Source organism: Rossellomorea aquimaris, assembly GCF_020171925.1.
Lineage (GTDB): Bacteria > Bacillota > Bacilli > Bacillales > Bacillaceae_B > Rossellomorea > Rossellomorea aquimaris_F.
On the sequence record NZ_JAIVAR010000001.1, the window covers coordinates 14,706 to 34,194 of the forward strand.

Annotated in this window: 18 protein-coding genes; 12 read left to right on the forward strand and 6 right to left on the reverse strand. The window is 43.1% G+C overall.

The features are described 5' to 3' along the window. Positions 1-30: 30 nt before the first annotated feature. Positions 31-216, reverse strand: a complete 186-nt coding sequence (locus tag LCM10_RS00085) for a YlaF family protein (RefSeq protein ID WP_224873807.1) — start codon at positions 214-216, stop codon at positions 31-33. A 250-nt stretch (positions 217-466) separates the two neighbouring features. Here LCM10_RS00085 and typA point away from each other — a divergent pair, with 250 nt between their 5' ends. Then, positions 467-2,305, forward strand: coding sequence for a translational GTPase TypA (gene typA / locus LCM10_RS00090; RefSeq protein ID WP_224873808.1), 1,839 nt, complete (start codon positions 467-469; stop codon positions 2,303-2,305). A 23-nt stretch (positions 2,306-2,328) separates the two neighbouring features. Then, positions 2,329-2,637 carry a YlaH-like family protein gene (locus LCM10_RS00095; RefSeq protein WP_224873809.1) on the forward strand — a complete coding sequence of 103 codons (309 nt, stop codon included), beginning with the start codon at positions 2,329-2,331 and terminating at the stop codon, positions 2,635-2,637. Between the two features lie 87 nt (positions 2,638-2,724). Here LCM10_RS00095 and LCM10_RS00100 read toward each other — a convergent pair whose 3' ends face one another. Beyond that, entirely contained in the window at positions 2,725-3,189 is a 465-nt protein-coding gene (locus LCM10_RS00100) for a hypothetical protein (RefSeq protein ID WP_224873810.1), read from the reverse strand. Continuing rightward, on the reverse strand, positions 3,179-3,379 hold the full coding sequence (locus tag LCM10_RS00105; protein ID WP_224875547.1) for a YlaI family protein: 201 nt from the start codon (positions 3,377-3,379) through the stop codon (positions 3,179-3,181). Before LCM10_RS00105 ends, LCM10_RS00100 begins: the two co-directional genes overlap by 11 nt. A 246-nt stretch (positions 3,380-3,625) precedes the next feature. Here LCM10_RS00105 and LCM10_RS00110 point away from each other — a divergent pair, with 246 nt between their 5' ends. Beyond that, the gene (locus LCM10_RS00110) at positions 3,626-4,081 is read left to right on the forward strand and encodes a pyridoxamine 5'-phosphate oxidase family protein (protein WP_224873811.1); all 456 of its coding nucleotides are present in this window, start codon (positions 3,626-3,628) and stop codon (positions 4,079-4,081) included. Between the two features lie 36 nt (positions 4,082-4,117). Here LCM10_RS00110 and LCM10_RS00115 read toward each other — a convergent pair whose 3' ends face one another. Then, a complete protein-coding gene (locus LCM10_RS00115; RefSeq protein ID WP_224873812.1) occupies positions 4,118-4,720 on the reverse strand; it encodes a YhcN/YlaJ family sporulation lipoprotein in 603 nt (200 codons plus the stop codon). Positions 4,721-4,898: 178 nt separating this feature from the next. On the opposite strand from LCM10_RS00115, the gene LCM10_RS00120 reads away from it, so the two are divergent. After that, positions 4,899-6,227 (forward strand): PhoH family protein, encoded by a 1,329-nt coding sequence (locus LCM10_RS00120; protein ID WP_224873813.1) that lies wholly within the window; start codon positions 4,899-4,901, stop codon positions 6,225-6,227. Positions 6,228-6,362: 135 nt separating this feature from the next. Here LCM10_RS00120 and LCM10_RS00125 read toward each other — a convergent pair whose 3' ends face one another. Continuing rightward, complete coding sequence (locus LCM10_RS00125; RefSeq protein WP_224873814.1) at positions 6,363-6,860, reverse strand: peptidyl-prolyl cis-trans isomerase; 498 nt, start codon at positions 6,858-6,860, stop codon at positions 6,363-6,365. Between the two features lie 138 nt (positions 6,861-6,998). On the opposite strand from LCM10_RS00125, the gene glsA reads away from it, so the two are divergent. From glsA to pyc, 4 genes are all read left to right on the forward strand, one after another. Continuing rightward, a complete protein-coding gene (gene glsA, locus LCM10_RS00130; RefSeq protein ID WP_224873815.1) occupies positions 6,999-7,919 on the forward strand; it encodes a glutaminase A in 921 nt (306 codons plus the stop codon). Positions 7,920-8,068: 149 nt separating this feature from the next. Next, complete coding sequence (locus LCM10_RS00135; protein ID WP_224873816.1) at positions 8,069-8,350, forward strand: YlaN family protein; 282 nt, start codon at positions 8,069-8,071, stop codon at positions 8,348-8,350. Positions 8,351-8,634: 284 nt separating this feature from the next. Further along, complete coding sequence (gene ftsW / locus LCM10_RS00140) at positions 8,635-9,852, forward strand: putative lipid II flippase FtsW (RefSeq protein ID WP_224873817.1); 1,218 nt, start codon at positions 8,635-8,637, stop codon at positions 9,850-9,852. Between the two features lie 143 nt (positions 9,853-9,995). Then, a complete protein-coding gene (pyc, locus tag LCM10_RS00145; protein ID WP_224873818.1) occupies positions 9,996-13,433 on the forward strand; it encodes a pyruvate carboxylase in 3,438 nt (1,145 codons plus the stop codon). Positions 13,434-13,474: 41 nt separating this feature from the next. Here pyc and LCM10_RS00150 read toward each other — a convergent pair whose 3' ends face one another. Next, complete coding sequence (locus LCM10_RS00150; protein ID WP_224873819.1) at positions 13,475-14,383, reverse strand: COX15/CtaA family protein; 909 nt, start codon at positions 14,381-14,383, stop codon at positions 13,475-13,477. A 480-nt stretch (positions 14,384-14,863) separates the two neighbouring features. Here LCM10_RS00150 and cyoE point away from each other — a divergent pair, with 480 nt between their 5' ends. From cyoE to LCM10_RS00170, 4 genes are all read left to right on the forward strand, one after another. Then, entirely contained in the window at positions 14,864-15,778 is a 915-nt protein-coding gene (gene cyoE / locus LCM10_RS00155; protein ID WP_224873820.1) for a heme o synthase, read from the forward strand. 103 nt (positions 15,779-15,881) lie between these two features. Continuing rightward, positions 15,882-16,958, forward strand: coding sequence for a cytochrome c oxidase subunit II (gene coxB, locus LCM10_RS00160; RefSeq protein ID WP_224873821.1), 1,077 nt, complete (start codon positions 15,882-15,884; stop codon positions 16,956-16,958). 29 nt (positions 16,959-16,987) lie between these two features. Continuing rightward, positions 16,988-18,856: a cytochrome c oxidase subunit I gene (ctaD, locus tag LCM10_RS00165; RefSeq protein ID WP_224873822.1), complete on the forward strand. Its 1,869-nt coding sequence runs from the start codon at positions 16,988-16,990 to the stop codon at positions 18,854-18,856. Beyond that, a complete protein-coding gene (locus tag LCM10_RS00170) occupies positions 18,856-19,485 on the forward strand; it encodes a cytochrome (ubi)quinol oxidase subunit III (RefSeq protein ID WP_224873823.1) in 630 nt (209 codons plus the stop codon). The genes ctaD and LCM10_RS00170 overlap by 1 nt, the downstream gene beginning before the upstream one ends. The last annotated feature ends 4 nt before the right edge of the window (positions 19,486-19,489 follow it).

Genomic DNA, 19,489 nt, shown 5'->3' on the forward strand with positions numbered 1-19,489 from the left:
AATGTTTCATTCAGCATTTTTTTTCGTTTATTAAAGTCTTCCTTCTTCACGATACCTTTTTTTCGTTGTGAACCCAAAGCCCATGACGATTACGAGGGCGACCAAGCTGCCGAAAGCCAATAGAAGGCTTTTGAGACTTATTGAAATGGCGATTCCCATCATTGAAACGGCCGCCAGGATTGAATATAACACAAAAATCCACTTTATTTGACTCATAAAAAAACACCTCCGTGCATTTGAACGTTTGAAAATGCTTACTTAAATTCTACCTACTCTACAACGAATGTGCAATGCTTATTCTTCTGATAAAAAAGTACAATCTGTCGTTGGCAGCGCTTTAGAACAAACCGAAGAAAAGATTCATTAGGGATTTTACGGGGGGCTGTGATATAATGGTCTAGTTGAACAGAATTATCCTATCTTTAGCCTTCTAGGAAAGAAATCCAATATATTCAGGAGTGGGAAAATGAACTTAAGAAATGATCTTAGAAATATTGCTATCATCGCTCACGTTGACCACGGAAAAACGACGTTGGTGGACGAGCTATTAAAGCAATCAGGAATCTTCCGCGAGAATGAACAAGTTTCAGAGCGCGCAATGGATTCAAATGATTTAGAGAGAGAACGCGGTATTACAATCTTGGCGAAAAATACAGCGATCCAATATAAAGATTCACGTATCAATATTCTTGATACACCAGGACACGCAGACTTCGGTGGCGAAGTAGAGCGTATCATGAAAATGGTAGATGGTGTTTTACTTGTTGTGGACGCATATGAAGGATGTATGCCTCAAACTCGTTTCGTGCTTAAAAAAGCGCTTGAACAAAAGCTTACACCAATTGTTGTTGTCAATAAAATTGACAAACCGTCAGCCCGTCCAGAAGAGGTTATTGATGAAGTATTAGAATTATTCATCGAACTGGATGCGAATGATGAACAGCTCGAGTTCCCAGTTGTATACGCTTCTGCGATCAATGGTACAGCAAGTACTGACCCTGATCCTGCAAAACAAGACGAAAACATGCAGTGTTTATATGACTCAATTATTGAGCACATCCCTGCACCTGTCGATAATTCCGAAGAACCGCTTCAATTCCAAGTAGCTCTTCTGGACTACAATGATTATGTAGGGCGTATTGGAATCGGTCGTGTGTTCAGAGGGACGATGAAGGTTGGTCAACAGGTAGCCCTGATGAAGCTTGATGGCTCTGTAAAACAGTTCCGTGTAACTAAGATCTTCGGTTTCTTTGGTTTGAAACGTGAAGAAATCCAAGAAGCAAAAGCTGGTGACTTGATTGCCGTTTCAGGAATGGAAGACATTAACGTCGGTGAAACGGTTTGTCCGATTGAACATCAGGATCAACTTCCGGTTCTTCGAATTGATGAGCCGACACTACAAATGACATTCCTAGTGAACAACAGCCCGTTTGCAGGTAGAGAAGGTAAATATGTTACTTCAAGAAAGATTGAAGAACGTTTGCTGGCTCAGCTTCAAACAGACGTAAGTTTACGTGTTGAGCAAACAGACTCACCTGATGCATGGACAGTCTCAGGCCGTGGAGAGCTACATCTTTCCATTCTGATTGAGAACATGCGTCGTGAGGGATACGAGTTACAAGTGTCCAAACCACAAGTAATCATCAAGGAAGTTGATGGTGTACAGTGTGAGCCTGTAGAGCGTGTTCAAATCGATATTCCGGAAGAATACATGGGTGGCGTCATTGAATCACTTGGTCAGCGTAAAGGTGAAATGCTTGATATGGTGAACAATGGTAATGGTCAAGTTCGCTTGATCTTTATGGTCCCTGCTCGTGGATTAATCGGTTATTCTACTGAGTTTATGACCCTTACTCGTGGGTATGGGATCATCAACCACACATTTGACAGCTATCAGCCGCTGCAAAAAGGCCGTGTCGGTGGACGCCGTCAAGGTGTATTGGTATCAATGGAAACAGGTAAAGCATCACAATACGGGATCATGCAAGTGGAAGATCGCGGAACGATCTTCGTTGAATCAGGTACTGAAATTTATGGCGGTATGATCGTTGGGGAACACACAAGAGAAAATGATATTACCGTTAACATCACGAAGGTCAAACAAGCGACAAATGTTCGTTCTGCGAACAAGGATCAAACCGTTACGATTAAGAAGGCAAGAATCATGACGCTTGAGGAATCACTTGAATATCTGAACGATGATGAATATTGTGAAGTAACACCTGAATCAATCCGTCTCCGTAAGAAGATTTTAGATAAGAATGAACGTGAAAGAGCGGAGAAGAAGAGCAAGGTATCACAATAAACTAAAAGAAGGGGGAGCAAGAGATGGATGTAACAGAGCGTTTATCCTTTTTCGCATCCCTATACCGAGTTGATCAGAATGCGGAACTTGGGATGTGGCTTCTTTATTTCACAATAGTGGGGCTCTCGATTTTAGTTTATAAGCTTGGGTTTGCCAAGAAACTTCCGTTGGGCAAATCGATTGTCATCTACCTCTTTTTGATTATTGGATGTACAGTCCTGACATTCCTGGGGATATTTTTGCCCGTAGCGGAAGGTTTAGTGGTAGCGGCGCTTATTTTGATCATCTATAAGATCCGCCTGACTAACGAGAAGCAAAAAGGAAATGTTTAAAGATTAGGGGATGCCTTTTTATCTTTAATGAATTCTTCGGCAACACATCATCAAAAAAGCTGCAGTCATACGATGACTGCAGCTTTTTTATGATACCCATTCAGAACGTGATTTCTGTTTCTTCCACATGAAGTATAAGATCGGAAGGGTAGCGCCATAAATGACATGTCCGATGAACCAAAGGGTAATACCGCCGGGATCAAAGACATCGGGTACCTCCTTAATGGCAAGGAGAGAGAGAGGAAAATATAAAAGGAACGCCGGAAATGTCAGTACACTTGCCGTTAACCATATGGCACGTCCCGAAAGTCTGAAGATCCGGATCAGAAAAACGAATAGGATACCGAGTATGGTTGAAACGACTAGGTGGAAGAGGAACTCTGCCCATTCTGACCAGTGGACATCCCCAAAATAGGGGATGAAGTCGACATTCAAGAGCAACACGTAAACTTTTATACCCGTCAGTGCCTGAAGGAACTTAAGCACCAACCCGAGAATGATTCCAGAACCAATTCCGATGAAGAACCCAGCAAGGATCGGTTTAGAAGTCATCGTCCACCTTGGGGGACCTGTACAACTTGAAATTACCGGTGGCGGCCCTTTCTTCCGTTTTTTTCGTGATCCGTTCATGACATGGATCACACATATACGTGTGAATCGGTCTATTCCGGAGTCTCTTGGCTTGAAGGGAATAATCATCAATATTTTCTATTACTTCGCATAACGCACATTTTACACGCATCATAAACACCCCATTGCTTTTCTATCTCATACAAATATCTTAATCCAGTATACCATGCGCAAACAACTTTTTCCTTAGGTGATGTGGACTTTCGATTTTCGAGCATGCCGCGGCATGATGTGGAATGAAACATGAAAGAAAAGAAGGACATTGATGTTGCCTTCACGAATTCTCATATATAAGGCATAAAGGTCGAGTTTGATCTATATGCTTGAAGTACAGTGCAGTTCATGGAGGAGTGAGTATATGGCGAATCAAGTGGAACCAGGCTTAATTCCGGTACTGTTTGAAGAACTTCAATCTGAACGGTTCGTAACCGTCTCCACGGTGGATCATGACACAGGTGGTCCTAATGTCAATGCTGTTTCTTGGGTGTTGGCGAAGGATGAGGAAACCGTTCTTTTCAGTGTGAATCAGAAATCAAAGATTGTGGAGAATATAAAGAATAATCCGCTCACGGTCGTGAATCTGATTGCAAATGAGTCCACGTATGCCATTAGCGGTAAGGCAGAAGTAGAGCAGTCCCTCCTAGAAGGGGTGCCATTGAAGCTTACACTGATCAAGCTTTCGATCCAAGAGGTCAGGGACGTCATGTTTTATGGTTCGAAGATTTCGACAGTGCCGAGTTATGAGAAAACATACGATAAAGCGGCCGCCGACAGGCTGGACCGTCAAGTGATAGAAGCCATGAAAAAAGCTTGAATCTTAGCTTTTTCATGGCTTTTTGTCATCATTGAATCAATCAATTTTCTTTTCGCTTTGATCTTCTTGTTCTTTCTTCAATTGTTTTTCTTTTTGTTGATTTATTTGTTTCTTTGGTTCATCAGGGGCATTCTCAGGGTCGGTTTGCTTGAGGGAACGCGGTATTTCAGGCATAAGCCTTCCTGATATATCGGAAAGTTCATTCATGATACCTTGGACAGGCTCGCCACGTTTAATGTCATTGCTGATTTCTTTCAGCCTGGCAGTCAGATCGGGATCCGCCACAACGACTGCCTGTGCGCCATAAGGATCGTCCTTTAACGCTTCTGCAACCGAGTATTTGATCGATCCAACCTGGGAACGTTCTACATCGGAATCGATATCGATTCCGACAAAAGCGTACTTCCCGAATACGACCGCCGTAGCGTCTTTGACATCTGGTACCCCGGTTGTGAGATTGACGAGATGTTTGGATATTTCTTGACCAGATTTTCTTTCAACGTGTTGAATGTTACTGTCTTGAACCGTGATCGGTTTATTCTTGTCAGAATTAGGATTCTTTTCATACCCTACCTCATTCTTATTGGCACATGCAGCAAGAATGAGTGTAAGCACAAATAGAGAGATGAATCTTTTCATGACCTTACCTCCCAAATAATGATCAATATCTTTTCTTATTGTGTAATTTTCTTCTATCTTTATACGTTTATTCATATATTTTAAGAAACGGGCCGTCCTATTTAAGTTGCTGACAATAACCGGATCAACTTTGGCTACATACAATAGTAATAAGAAATGAGGAGCAGGAGGCATCGATTTGAATAAAATTTATGTATTAGATACCAATGTCTTATTACAAGATCCACAAGCCATCTTCACGTTTCAGGATAATGAGGTGGTCATCCCAGCCGTCGTATTAGAAGAAGTGGACTCCAAAAAGCGTTACATGGATGAAATCGGGCGAAACGCAAGACATGTATCAAAACTAATAGATAATTTAAGGCAGGAAGGAAAGCTCCATGAGAAGATTCCGTTATACAATGGGGGGTCTTTGAGAATTGAATTGAATCACCGGTCCTTTCAAGCGTTGCAAGAAATATTCGTTGAAAAAACAAACGACAATCGTATTTTAGCCGTTGCAAAAAACCTATCATTGGAAGAGGAAGCCAAAGTCGACGGTAAGTCGGTGATATTGGTCAGTAAAGATACGCTTGTAAGGGTTAAGGCGGATGCGCTGGGTCTTCAAGCTGAAGACTTTTTGAGTGATCGTGTTGTGGAAGTGAACGACATTTACACAGGCTTCAATGAACTGTATATAGATAAAGGCTTGATGAATAAATTTTATGAAAAAGGCGAATTACCGCTTGTAGAGATCACGAATCAACGATTCCATTCCCATGAATTCATCGTGATGAAGGACGCTCTTGGCAGCTCGGCATCCGCCCTTGGGATGGTGGATGGAACGGGTAAGAGAGTGAAGAAGTTAGTATACGATCATGATCATATGTGGGGCATCAAAGCCCGGAATGTCCAACAGACAATGGCGACGGAACTCCTTCTGAGGGATGACATTTCACTTGTGACGATGATCGGGAAGGCAGGGACAGGGAAAACCCTTCTTGCGCTCGCTGCAGGACTCCTCCAGACCGAAGATTTCCATAAATTCAATAAATTGCTGGTCGCCCGCCCAATTGTGCCAGTTGGGAAAGATATAGGGTATCTTCCTGGTGAGAAACAAGAGAAACTTCGCCCTTGGATGCAGCCGATTTATGATAACCTGGAGTACCTGTTCAATGTCAAGAAGCCGGGAGAATTGGATGATATATTGGCGGGTATGGGATCGATTGAAGTGGAAGCCCTGACCTATATACGGGGGAGGAGCATCCCTGACCAGTTCATCATCATCGACGAAGCCCAAAACCTAACCAAGCACGAAGTCAAAACCATACTGACACGTGTTGGTGAACGAAGCAAAATCGTGTTGATGGGGGACCCCGCACAGATCGACCATCCTTATCTTGATGAATATAACAACGGGTTGACGTATGTTGTCGAGAAATTTAAAGATCAGTCCATTGCAGGTCATGTGAAACTGATGAAAGGGGAGCGTTCGGGACTCGCCCAGCTTGCAGCCGATCTATTATAAAATAAGAGTAGAGCTTGTTGCACGATTGTATAACGTAGGAAATGAAAAACAAATACCTTCATACCATATGAAAAAACCTGTGCAGGAGTTCCGGCACAGGTTTCTTTACTTTATGTTTCTTTACTTTATGTAGGCCTATTCCAATCGGAATGCTTTTACATGTTTGATTGGATCTTCTTTATTGGAACCATCCTTAAAGATGATATGAATCGGGCCGTCTTCCTTCAGTGGCTTGCCGTCTTTAGAAAATCCCAATAACCAGTCATTTGCTTCATGTAGTCCGTAGCTATATTCACCGGTTTCTGTCTCCACAACGATTTTCGAAGCGCTTTCTAGAGGCTCGGCATTCTTTAGGAATGGAGAGAAAGGTATCGCGAAGCTTCCTGTCAAAACCTTCTCCTTTTCGTATTTCTTCTCCGTTTTTAAAGTAGGCGGATAGGTGGCACCTTCCTGGATTTCACGGGACCAATGTTTCGATACTGCTTTTGTATACTCCTCAAGTTCGTCCTTGATGATGCTTCCTTCATCAAAAAATGTGCTTAAATCAATCTTCCTGTCATCAAAAATCCATACTCCGGAATCCAATGTGATGACAAACTTTACTTTACCTTTGATCGGTACGATGCTTTCCACTAAAGATTCCTCCCTTACAATTAATTTTAGTATATAGGTTATAGGTCTTTTTGTCACATGATATTATGTAAGCATTTTCGTTGTTTTCATTCAAAGGGAATAGGGAAACTTATTCTTGAGGATAAAGGAGGTTTAAGTATGGCGAATCAGGACTTACTGGGTGAATTGGTTGATATTGCAAGGTCATTTGCCACTTATGGGAAGGTGGCGGATTACATCCCCGCCCTGAGGGATCAGAATCCTGATGATTTAGCGATCAGCATCTACTCCATAGAGAATGAATCGTATTATGCCGGTGACCATCTGAAGAAATTCACGCTTCAAAGCATATCGAAGGTCATTGCTTTGGCACTGGTTTTGATGGACAACGGCGAGGAAGAAGTGTTTTCCAGAGTCGGGATGGAGCCGACGGGAGACCCATTTAATTCAATCGCGAAGCTAGAGACACATAAGCCGTCAAAGCCACTTAACCCAATGATTAACGCGGGTGCATTGGCAGTCACGAATATGATAAGCGGTAATAGTGTTGTGGAGAAATGGGACAGACTGATTGAATTCATATGCCATTTGACTGGACAGAAAGTAACCTATAACGAAGACGTGGCTTACTCGGAATTGCAGACAGCAAATCTGAATCGTTCATTATGTTACTTTATGAAACAGCACGGTGTCATATCCGGGAATGTGGAAGACTTACTTGTACTTTATACGAAGCAGTGCGCAGTGGAAATGAACTGTATGGACCTTGCAAAGATCGGGGCCGTTTTCGCAAATGATGGGGCAGACCCTGAAAGTGGAAAGCAGCTCATCACAAAGGATGTTGCCAGGATATGCAAGACCTTTATGGTCACTTGTGGAATGTACAATAGTTCAGGCGAATTTGCAATCAAAGTAGGGATTCCTGCCAAGAGCGGTGTTTCAGGCGGGATCATGGGAAGTGTACCTGGAAAATGCGGCATCGGGATATTTGGCCCGGCGCTCGATGAAGTGGGAAATAGCATCGCGGGTGTTAAATTGCTTGAGGGGCTGAGTGGCAAGTATTCCTGGAGTATATTTTAGAGAACGGCAAAGCATCGGTTTCTGGTGCCGCGGCCATCGTCCGTTGAATTCCTTCCCCTCAAATACGCTAATTCTTCTTGCAATTTATGCGATTTAACGATAAAATTTTAAGACAGGAATGCTATTTGTTCGGAAATGGGGGGATCACTGTGGCGTCAGAAATGACAGTTAACCATCGAGAAAAAGCCTATGAATTACTAAAGGCCGATGCAGAAAAGATTTTACAGCTTATCAAAGTACAAATGGATAATTTAACGATGCCCCAATGTCCTCTTTATGAGGAAGTATTGGATACCCAAATGTTCGGATTATCTCGGGAGATTGAATTTGCTGTCCGATTAGGACTCGTGGATGATGCCGATGGCAAGGAACTGTTGGATTCTTTGGAAAGACAACTTTCTGCCCTTCATGAAGCGTCCACAAAAAAGTAAAATAGACATGACAACTCAAACAATACATCACTCTGTTGTTTGAGTTTTTTTGTAGGTACATACTTAGTCCCTTCCAGACTTGCATTAAGCCCCGGTCACACATCTTTCTCCTATATTGACCATGAAAGGCCGGAAGTACCAATTTCCCTAAAGGCGAAAACGATCGCTGGATGCATCACTCCGCTAGGTGAATAAAGTAGATTGTTAGTGTATTAGGCTTTATAGCAAAGTGAAAACAGGGCAGACATTTAATAAAGATATAAAGAAAAAAGGATTGAACCGTCATGATAAAAAAAATATTGAAGTCGTATGACTATTCCTTGATCGCTGTTTACGTTTTTTTATGTTTTTTCGGACTTGTAATGGTCTACAGTGCAAGTATGGTAATGGCAGTCGAACGCTTCGGTTGGGAAAGCGACCATTTCTATAAGAAGCAGCTCATCAATATCATCATAGGATTCGTTGCTTTTTCCGTGGCTGCATGGTTTCCCTATAAGGCATTCAAGGTAGGGAAGATCATCAAGGGTCTTATGTTCATCATCATCACGATGCTTATATCCGTACATATCATCGGAAGTGAAGTTAATAACGCGAAAAGTTGGATAGATCTGGGTTTCATGAGGATCCAGCCATCTGAGTTTGCCAAACTGGCAGTCGTCATTTATCTCGGTTCGGTCTATTCAAAGAAACAGGAATATATAGACGACTTGAATCGCGGCCTAGCACCTCCGCTCATCTTTCTAGGCTTCATTTGTTTTATTGTTTTCTTGGAACCTGATTTCGGGACTGCCGCAATCATATTCGCAATAGGTGCCATCGTGATCATGTGCTCCGGAATAAGCTACAAGACTTTCTTTAAGCTCGCCGGAATCGGGGCAGGGATCTTGCTTGTGACATCACCGCTCATTTACTTGGCACGAGGGTTCATCTTTACAACGGAAAGAATGTCAAGGATCGAAGCGTATCTTTCCCCGTTCAAGGATGCTCAGGGGGAAGGATATCAACTCGTCAATTCTTACCTTGCAATAGGTTCCGGGGGTGTTCAGGGCCTCGGGCTCGGACAGAGTATTCAGAAACTTGGCTATATCCCCGAACCGCAGACGGACTTCATCATGGCGATCATTGCAGAGGAATTGGGGGTATTCGGGGTCAGTTTCGTGATCCTCGGTTTATCCTATATCGTTTTAAGAGGGATTTATATTGGAGTGAAATGTAAGGATCCATTCGGTACGATGCTCGCCATAGGCATTTCGAGCATGATCGGAATACAGGCATTCATCAATCTTGGTGGGGTGTCTGGGTTGATCCCTATTACAGGGGTCCCATTACCCTTCATTAGTTATGGTGGATCCTCACTATTGGTTCTATCATTATCGCTTGGGGTGCTCGTCAATGTGTCCATGTTTGTGAAATATGAAGAAAAATATAAAACAAAGAAGGAAAATGACGAACCTTTGGAGAATATGTCTACTAACCGGAAAATATATGGTGTTAAAATGTAGGTCTATAATAGAGCCAATGATTGCTCTATGTCTAGGGTCTGCCCCCTAAGATACGTTTGTATCCATCTTTCGGGTCAGCCCTTTTTTAATAGACTAGTAATGAAAGATTTTCAATCATGAACGAACGCAAAGGAGAGATTGTATTGAAGAAAATTCAAAAGGTATTAGTCGCAAACCGCGGAGAAATTGCCATCCGCGTATTCCGGGCATGTACGGAATTGAACATCAGGACAGTTGCTGTATACAGCAAAGAAGATTCAGGTTCTTACCATCGTTATAAAGCTGATGAAGCGTACTTGGTGGGCGAAGGCAAAAAGCCGATCGATGCCTACCTTGATATAGAAGGGATCATCAAAATAGCCAAGAAGGCAGATGTGGATGCGATCCATCCAGGTTATGGTTTCCTTTCGGAGAATATTCATTTTGCAAGAAGATGCGAAGAAGAGGGGATTACGTTCGTTGGTCCACATTCAACTCATTTAGATATGTTTGGGGATAAGGTAAAAGCGCGTAAGCAAGCACAGCTTGCGAATATCCCTGTCATCCCTGGAAGTGACGGACCGGTATCGAGCCTGGAAGAGGTCATCAGCTTCGGTAAAGAAGCAGGCTTCCCGATCATCATCAAAGCATCCCTCGGTGGGGGCGGACGTGGAATGAGGATCGTTCGGAACCTTGAAAGCTTAAAGGAAGCGTACGAACGTGCAAAATCAGAAGCGAAGGCAGCTTTTGGGAACGACGAGATCTATGTTGAGAAATTCGTGGAAAATCCAAAGCACATAGAGGTGCAGATCCTAGGGGATGCCGAAGGGAATATTGTGCATCTTTACGAACGTGACTGCTCCATTCAGAGACGTCACCAGAAAGTAGTCGAAATCGCTCCATCCGTGTCCCTCCCGGATAAACTGAGAGAGGATATTTGTGAAGCGGCGGTACGCCTGATGGACAATGTGAAATATGTGAATGCCGGAACGGTTGAGTTCCTTGTGGCGAACAACGAATTCTTTTTCATAGAAGTCAATCCCCGTGTACAGGTTGAGCACACGATCACCGAGATGGTAACAGGTGTTGATATCGTTCAGTCTCAGCTGCTGATTGCTGAAGGACATTCGTTACACAGCAGTAAAGTTGGAATTCCCCTGCAGGAAGATGTTCAGTTGCACGGATTTGCGATCCAGTCAAGGGTAACGACAGAGGACCCGCTCAATAACTTCATGCCCGATACAGGGAAGATCATGGCATACCGTTCCGGAGGAGGTTTCGGTGTCCGTCTCGATGCTGGAAACGGATATCAGGGAGCGATTGTTACACCGTATTATGATTCCCTGCTCGTCAAGCTTTCTACATGGGCACTGACATTTGAACAAGCTGCATCCAAAATGGTCAGAAATCTTCAAGAATTTAGAATTCGAGGAATCAAGACGAATATTCCTTTCTTGGAGAATGTCGTGAAACATGAAAAGTTCATTACAGGGGAATATAATACATCATTCATTGATACTACACCTGAATTATTCATTTTCCCTAAGAGAAAAGACCGTGGTACCAAGATGCTTTCATATATTGGAAATGTGACGATCAATGGTTTCCCGGGGGTTGAAAAGAAGAAGAAACCGGTCTTCCCTAAACCGAGGATCCCTAATCTTGATGTGAATGCCGAACTGAAACCTGGCACGAAGCAAATCCTCGATGAGCGGGGAGCAGAAGGGCTTGTGGATTGGGTAAAGGACCAGAAATCAGTCCTGTTGACTGACACTACTTTCCGTGACGCGCATCAGTCGTTGCTTGCTACCCGTGTAAGGACGAATGACCTGAAGCATATAGCAGAACCGACAGCCCATCTTCTACCAGATATGTTTTCATTCGAAATGTGGGGAGGGGCCACCTTTGATGTTGCTTACCGTTTCCTCAAGGAAGACCCTTGGAATCGTTTATTGACGTTACGCGAGCGCATCCCTAATGTATTGTTCCAAATGCTTTTAAGGGCCTCGAATGCAGTCGGGTATAAGAATTATCCTGATAATGTGATTCGTGAATTTGTGGAGAAATCCGCTTATGCCGGCGTTGACGTATTCCGTATTTTTGACAGCCTCAACTGGGTAAAAGGGATGGAAGTCGCAATCGATGCAGTAAGGCAAAGCGGTAAAATCGCTGAAGCCGCAATTTGCTACACGGGGGATATCGACGACCCGACCCGAACAAAATATGATATCGACTATTATAAGAATCTGGCAAAAGAACTCGAAGCTGGAGGTGCCCACATACTGGCAATAAAGGATATGGCCGGTCTATTGAAGCCACAGTCAGCTTATAGGTTGATTTCGGAACTGAAAGACTCTGTAAGTCTACCAATCCATTTGCATACTCATGATACAAGCGGGAATGGCATTTACACGTATGCACGGGCGATCGATGCCGGGGTGGATATCGTGGATACGGCCCTCAGTACAATGTCCGGACTCACTTCCCAACCAAGTGCAAACACGCTATATTATGCACTGAAGGGGACTGAACGGGAGCCGGATGTGAAGATTGATTCCCTAGAATCACTTTCACATTATTGGGAAGATGTCCGCAAATATTACACTGATTTCGAGAGCGGCATGATGTCGCCTCATTCAGAAGTATATAAACATGAAATGCCAGGGGGACAATATAGCAACCTGCAGCAGCAGGCCAAAGCTGTCGGACTCGGTGAACGCTGGGAAGAAGTGAAAGAAATGTATGCAAGGGTCAACCATCTATTTGGTGATATCGTCAAGGTGACCCCTTCATCGAAAGTGGTTGGCGACATGGCCCTCTTCATGGTCCAGAACAATCTGTCCGAAGAGGATGTCATCGAGAAAGGCGATAAGATCGATTTCCCTGATTCAGTAGTGGAATTGTTTGAAGGGTACCTTGGACAGCCGCACGGCGGATTCCCTGAGAAGCTGCAGAAAGCCATCTTGAAAGGTAAGGCACCGCTGACCGTTCGTCCGGGTGAACTGCTTGATGACGTGGACTTTACAAAATTGAAGGAAACACTGTATGAACAATTGAACCGTCCTGTCACAAGCTTTGATGCCCTTGGATACGCCTTGTATCCTAAGGTATTCAGTGAGTATGCACAAACCCTCGAACAATTTGGCGATATTTCCGTACTGGATACCCCTACGTTCTTATTTGGGATGAGACTCGGCGAAGAAATAGAAGTGGAGATCGAGACAGGGAAGACGTTGATCGTTAAATTGGTATCGATCGGGCAGGCGCAAGCTGATGGAACAAGGGTTGTCTATTTCGAATTGAATGGTCAGCCTCGTGAAATCGTAATCAAGGATGAGAATATCAAATCGACGGTAACCGCGAAAAGGAAGGTCGATCCGAAGGATGAAACGCAAATCGGCGCATCGATGCCTGGAACAGTCATAAAAGTCATCGTTGAAAAAGGCGAGAAAGTGGAAAAAGGTGATCACTTGATGATCACGGAAGCCATGAAGATGGAAACCACTGTTCAAGCTCCTTTCTCCGGAACCGTTAAAGATATCCATGTTGGCGGCGGAGACGCCATCAGCCCTGGTGATTTATTGATCGAAATGCGAAAATGATGAATGAATAAAAAAAGGATGCCGGAGTTCCGGCATCCTTTTTATTCGTTATTCAATTTACTTCTCGAAGCAAGAAGATTAAGGTAACATAATAATCCGAACAGGCAAGCGATGATCAGTGCGTGAAGCAGCGCAATCCCTAAATTCAAGCGGGTGAACACGACCATTGCACCTGAGAGCACTTGTAATGATACAAGTGTAAAGGCAATGATCCATCCCCAGTAAATGATCTTTTGATGTTTATGTTCTTTGATGGCGATGAACGTAATGTAGCCGATCCAAAGAAAAATCAAGCCAGCAGCGAAACGGTGGCCCATCTGGATCCATTCATAGATATTAGTGGGAAGCCCTGGACTTCCGTTCACACATAGCGGCCAGTCCTTACAGACGAGGCTTGAATTTGTGTGTCTAACTAGTGCTCCAGTATAAACGACAATATAACTGTATAATGTCACGCCGATCATGTGAAATCTCATCCGTTTATTGATGACTAAAGAACTCGCTTCGAACTTTTGGTCCACTTCGAATATCAGTAGTGTCAGGAGCAGGATGGCTGCGAATGAAATAAGTGAAATACCGAAATGCAACGCAAGAACAAAGTCTGATTGTCCCCATAATACCGCAGCAGCTCCAATCAATCCCTGAAGCAACAAGAAGAAGAATGAAAGAACCGAAAGGAACTTCGTTTCACGCTTATAACCAATCGCTTTCCAAGACCAGATCGACAAAGCCAGCACCAAAAGTCCAACTCCTCCGGAAACTACCCGGTGTGCGAGCTCGATCACTAATTCAAATGTTATATCTGTGGGGATCAGTTGACCGTTACACAGTGGCCAGGAACGACCGCAGCCCATTCCGGATTCTGTTTTGGTCACCAACGCACCGCCTAATAGTACAAATAGCATGCCGAGTGTCGTGATGACAGCAAGCCATTTCAAACCTTTATGCAATCTATTCACCTTCTTAGTTAATGACTTATCTCACTTTAATAAAAAATATAGTAGAAAAATAGTTTGTTGCTTTTACGATAATAACGAAATTAAGGCTAAAACTCAACAGATAAAATGTTACAGAATATTGAGCATCGCATAATTGAAAGAGAAGAAACTAACAATAGTAGGAAAATACTAATGATGAACACCTCAAATGTGTAAGCGCTTAGCTTCAAAGTATGATATGATAATAACTGTGCCCCGGCAAGGAACAAGTGGACGAACATGAGTGCCCTTCTTCACAATTTCTTCACAATATTATATATTTCCATCACAAAAAGGAAAAAATATATGGTTTAATATAATATTGATAGCATGATTACTATTTCGTATATTTGCTAAAAATTTGAATTCGATATAGAAATGGTAGTTCATTTACTTTATAGTAGTAAGGGGTGTCATCTACCTCTGTTTGTTCTTTATTAGAGGAGGGCTAATATGTCAAATAGTCGATTAATGACAAATGTTGAAAAAGCTGAGATCCCAACTTCCACTGTTTGGAAAGATTTCTTGGCGTTAATCAAGGTCGGAATTGTTAATTCAAATCTAATTACTACCTTCACTGGTATGTGGTTAGCATTTTATTTTACAAATACACACTTTCTGAATTCACTCGATACGATGTTCCTTACGTTAGTGGGGTCCTCATTGATCATCGCCGGATCATGCGTGATCAATAACGTATATGACCGTGATATCGATCATCTGATGGAGCGTACAAAAGAGCGTCCTACTGTAACCGGTAAGATAAACGGTACAAAGGCTTCATTGTTGGGGCTTCTGATGATTGCGTTTGGGATTGTCATGCTGTTCATGACGACCGTCACAGCAGGTGTCATAGGCATAATTGGAGTGTTCAGTTACGTTGTATTATATACCATGTGGTCTAAGAGAAAATATGTAAGCAATACGATTGTGGGCAGTATTTCAGGGGCGGTTCCTCCATTGATTGGATGGGCTGCAGTTGACCCAAATCTTGATATCGTTGCTTGGATGCTGTTTTTAATGATGTTTATCTGGCAGCCTCCACATTTCTACGCACTTGCCATGAAGCGAGTCGAAGAATACAGGGCAGCGAATATCCCGATGCTTCCAGTCGTAAAAGGATTCGCCGTTACCAAAAACCACATTGTGGCTTGGGTCATTGCACTATTACCGATTCCTTTCTTCCTATTAGAATTAGGCACGTTCTTCTTCGTACTTGCTACAGCGTTTAACATTGGCTGGTTGGCTCTTGGCCTTGCGGGCTATAAAATGAAGGATGACATTAAGTGGTCTAAACTCATGTTTGTATATTCACTTAATTATTTGACTATCTTGTTTGTAGCGATGGTAATCGTTACCGTTATATAAGATTAGTGGGAATTCTTTCTGATAAGAAATCCAAATAGATATTTTTTTGAGTCCTTGTTTTATTTCAAAAGTATATTACACGAAAGAGGGGTTTGATTAAGCTATGAAAGCAAGGCTAACTAAGTGGCGCTTATTCTCCATTGTTGCCCTTATGGCACTTATTCTTTCTGGTTGCGGTGAGCCGTTCCTGTCTACACTGCAGCCAGCCGGAGAAGTAGCACAGACACAATATGATCTAATGATCCTGGCTACATCGATAATGGTATTGGTTATCATTGTCGTGATGGTCGTCTATGCAGTGGCGGTTATCCGTTTCCGTAGGAAAAAAGGAGATACTTCCATTCCGAAACAAGTCGAAGGAAGTCATACTCTTGAAATTGTATGGACAGTTATCCCTATCATCCTTCTGCTTATCCTTGCAGTTCCAACAGTGACTGCAACATTCCAGTTGGCTGATACAAAGGCAATGGACAAGAAAGACGCTGAAGGGAATCGTGAAGCGCTCGTCGTCAATGTCAGAGCGAATCTTTACTGGTGGGAATTCGAATATCCTGACCAAAAAATCATCACGTCCCAGGACCTGGTTGTCCCAACCGACCAAAAGGTTTACTTCAATGTGACAGCATCTGACGTTAAACACTCATTCTGGATTCCGGCAGCAGGAGGAAAGATTGATACGAATGTAGATGGAGTCAATACCTTCTTCTTGGAATTCGATGATGAAAAATCCAAAGAAGCCGGTGGGGTATTCTATGGTAAATGTGCAGAGCTTTGTGGACCTTCACATGCATTAATGGACTTCAAAGTTAAAGCGTTATCACAAGATGATTTCAAAGCATGGGTAAAAGATATGCAAAATGCAGGAGAGCCAAAACCAACTTCTGATTTAGCTCAACAAGGACAAGAAATCTTTAACCAAAAGTGCTTAAGCTGTCATGCCGTTTCTCCAGCAGACGGACGTCCTGAATCAGCACGTCTTGCGCCGAACCTGGCGACATTTGGGGAACGTAACCGCATTGCCGGAATTTTAGAACATAATGAAGAAGAACTTAAGAATTGGTTGACAGACCCTGAGCAGTATAAGCCAGGAAACAAAATGACTGGTACATATGGAGAGCTTTCAGAAGAAGAAAAGGATGCTCTTGCTGAATACCTGATGGGTCTCAAGGTTCAAGATTAATAGGGGATTAGTTAAAGGGAGGTTAAATCGTGAGTAGCTTAGCACAGAAAAAAGGCTTCGGAGCGACTATTTGGGACTACTTGACTACAGTAGACCATAAGAAGATCGCCATCCTTTACCTTATGTCAGGAGGATTCTTCTTTCTGCTTGGAGGTTTAGAAGCTCTTATTATCCGTATACAGCTTGCAGTGCCTAATAGTGATTTCATTAGCGCAGGCTTATACAATGAAGTATTGACCATGCACGGTACAACGATGATTTTCTTGGCTGCCATGCCATTGATCTTTGCATTTATGAATGCCGTTGTTCCTTTACAAATCGGTGCTCGTGATGTTGCATTTCCTTTTGTGAACTCACTTGGATTCTGGTTATTCTTCTTCGGAGGGGTATTCCTTAACCTATCATGGTTCATGGGAGGAGCACCGGATGCAGGATGGACATCCTATGCATCTTTATCTTTGGCATCTGAAGGCCATGGAGTCGATTTTTATGTCTTGGGTCTACAGATCGCAGGTGCAGGTACATTGATTGGTGGTATTAACTTCCTTGTTACAATCATCAATATGCGTGCTCCTGGTATGACATACATGCGTATGCCACTTTTCACATGGACAGCATTCGTTACATCAGCACTTATCTTATTTGCTTTCCCAGCATTGACAGTCGGACTATTCTTAATGATGTTTGACCGTATGTTCGGAGCGAATTTCTTCGATGTAGCAAACGGTGGTAACACAATCATCTGGGAACACTTTTTCTGGATCTTTGGACACCCGGAAGTTTACATCCTTGTATTACCGGCATTCGGAATTTTCTCTGAGATCATTCCACACTTTTCAAGAAAACGCTTATTCGGATACTCTTCAATGGTATTCGCGACCGTCCTTATCGGTTTCTTAGGATTCATGGTTTGGGCGCATCACATGTTTACGGTAGGACTTGGTCCAATTGCAAATGCAATCTTTGCTGTAGCAACGATGGCCATTGCCGTTCCGACAGGTATCAAGATCTTTAACTGGCTTCTCACTATGTGGGGCGGTAGCTTGAGATTCACGACGCCTATGTTGTATGCGGTTGCTTTCATTCCTTCATTCGTTGCGGGTGGGGTGACAGGTATCATGCTTGCTTCTGCAGCAGCTGACTATCAGTTCCATGATACGTACTTTGTTGTCGCTCACTTCCATTACGTAATCGTAGGTGGGGTAGTATTCGCTTTATTAGCAGGTACTCACTACTACTGGCCGAAGATGTTTGGTACTATGCTGAATGATTTCCTAGGAAAGATTTCTTTCTGGTTATTCTTCATCGGTTTCCATTTGACATTCTTCATTCAACATTTCTTAGGTCTTATGGGGATGCCTCGTCGTATCTGGAAGTTCCTACCTGGCCAAGGATTTGAAACAGGTAACTTAGTAAGTTCAATCGGAGCAGGATTCATGGGTGTGTCTGTCATCATCATCCTTCTGAACATCATCACGACTCAAGTGAAAGGTGTCAAAGTGGGGAATGACCCTTGGGGAGACGGACGTACGATCGAATGGGCAATCCCATCACCGCCTCCGTTCTATAACTTTAAACAAACTCCGCTGATCAGGGGGCTTGACGCTTACTGGTTAGAGAAGATGGAAGGCAAGGATGGCCTAACACCTGCAGAGCCAATCGGCGATATTCATATGCCGAATAACTCAATTCTTCCGGTATTCATTTCACTTGGATTGTTCGTTGCAGCATTCGGTGCGATGTATCGTCCGGATGGTGAAGCTTGGGCATTGCCTGTATTGATCATCGGAATGCTGATTACGCTTGTCTCCATGTTCTTGAGATCAGTTATCGATGATCACGGATATCATATTCACAAAGAAGATTTAATGGATGATGATAAAGGGGGTAAGGCATAATGCACGCTGAAGAAAAATTCACGCCTAAGACATGGCCAGCCTCCCCTGAAAAGGCGACACTAGAGGCGAAAAACAAGTTTATGGGCTTCTGGTTCTTCCTTGGTGGAGAAACCGTTCTTTTCGGCTCACTATTCGCTACGTACCTTGCACTTAAGAACAAGGTACCAAGTGATAGCCATGCATTGACCACGGATCTATTCGATCTACCATTGTCATTTGTAGCTACGATGTTGCTTTTAACAAGCTCATTAACAAGCGTTTACGCAATGTATCATATGAAAAACTATAACTTCCAACGGATGCAGGCATGGTTACTGATCACCGTATTATTGGGAGCAGGCTTCCTTGGTTTGGAAATTTACGAGTTCAATCATTACGTACATGAATACGGGCATACTTTTACTAGCAGTGCATTCGGTTCATCCTTTTATGCACTTGTTGGATTCCACGGAGGACACGTTGCATTCGGACTTCTTTGGATCATAAGCTTGATGCTCCGTAACGCCAAACGTGGATTAAACCTTTACAACGCACCAAAGTTCTATCTGGCTTCTTTATACTGGCACTTTATCGACGTTGTTTGGGTATTCATCTTTACAGTAGTATACTTAATGGGAATGGTGGGATAAACTG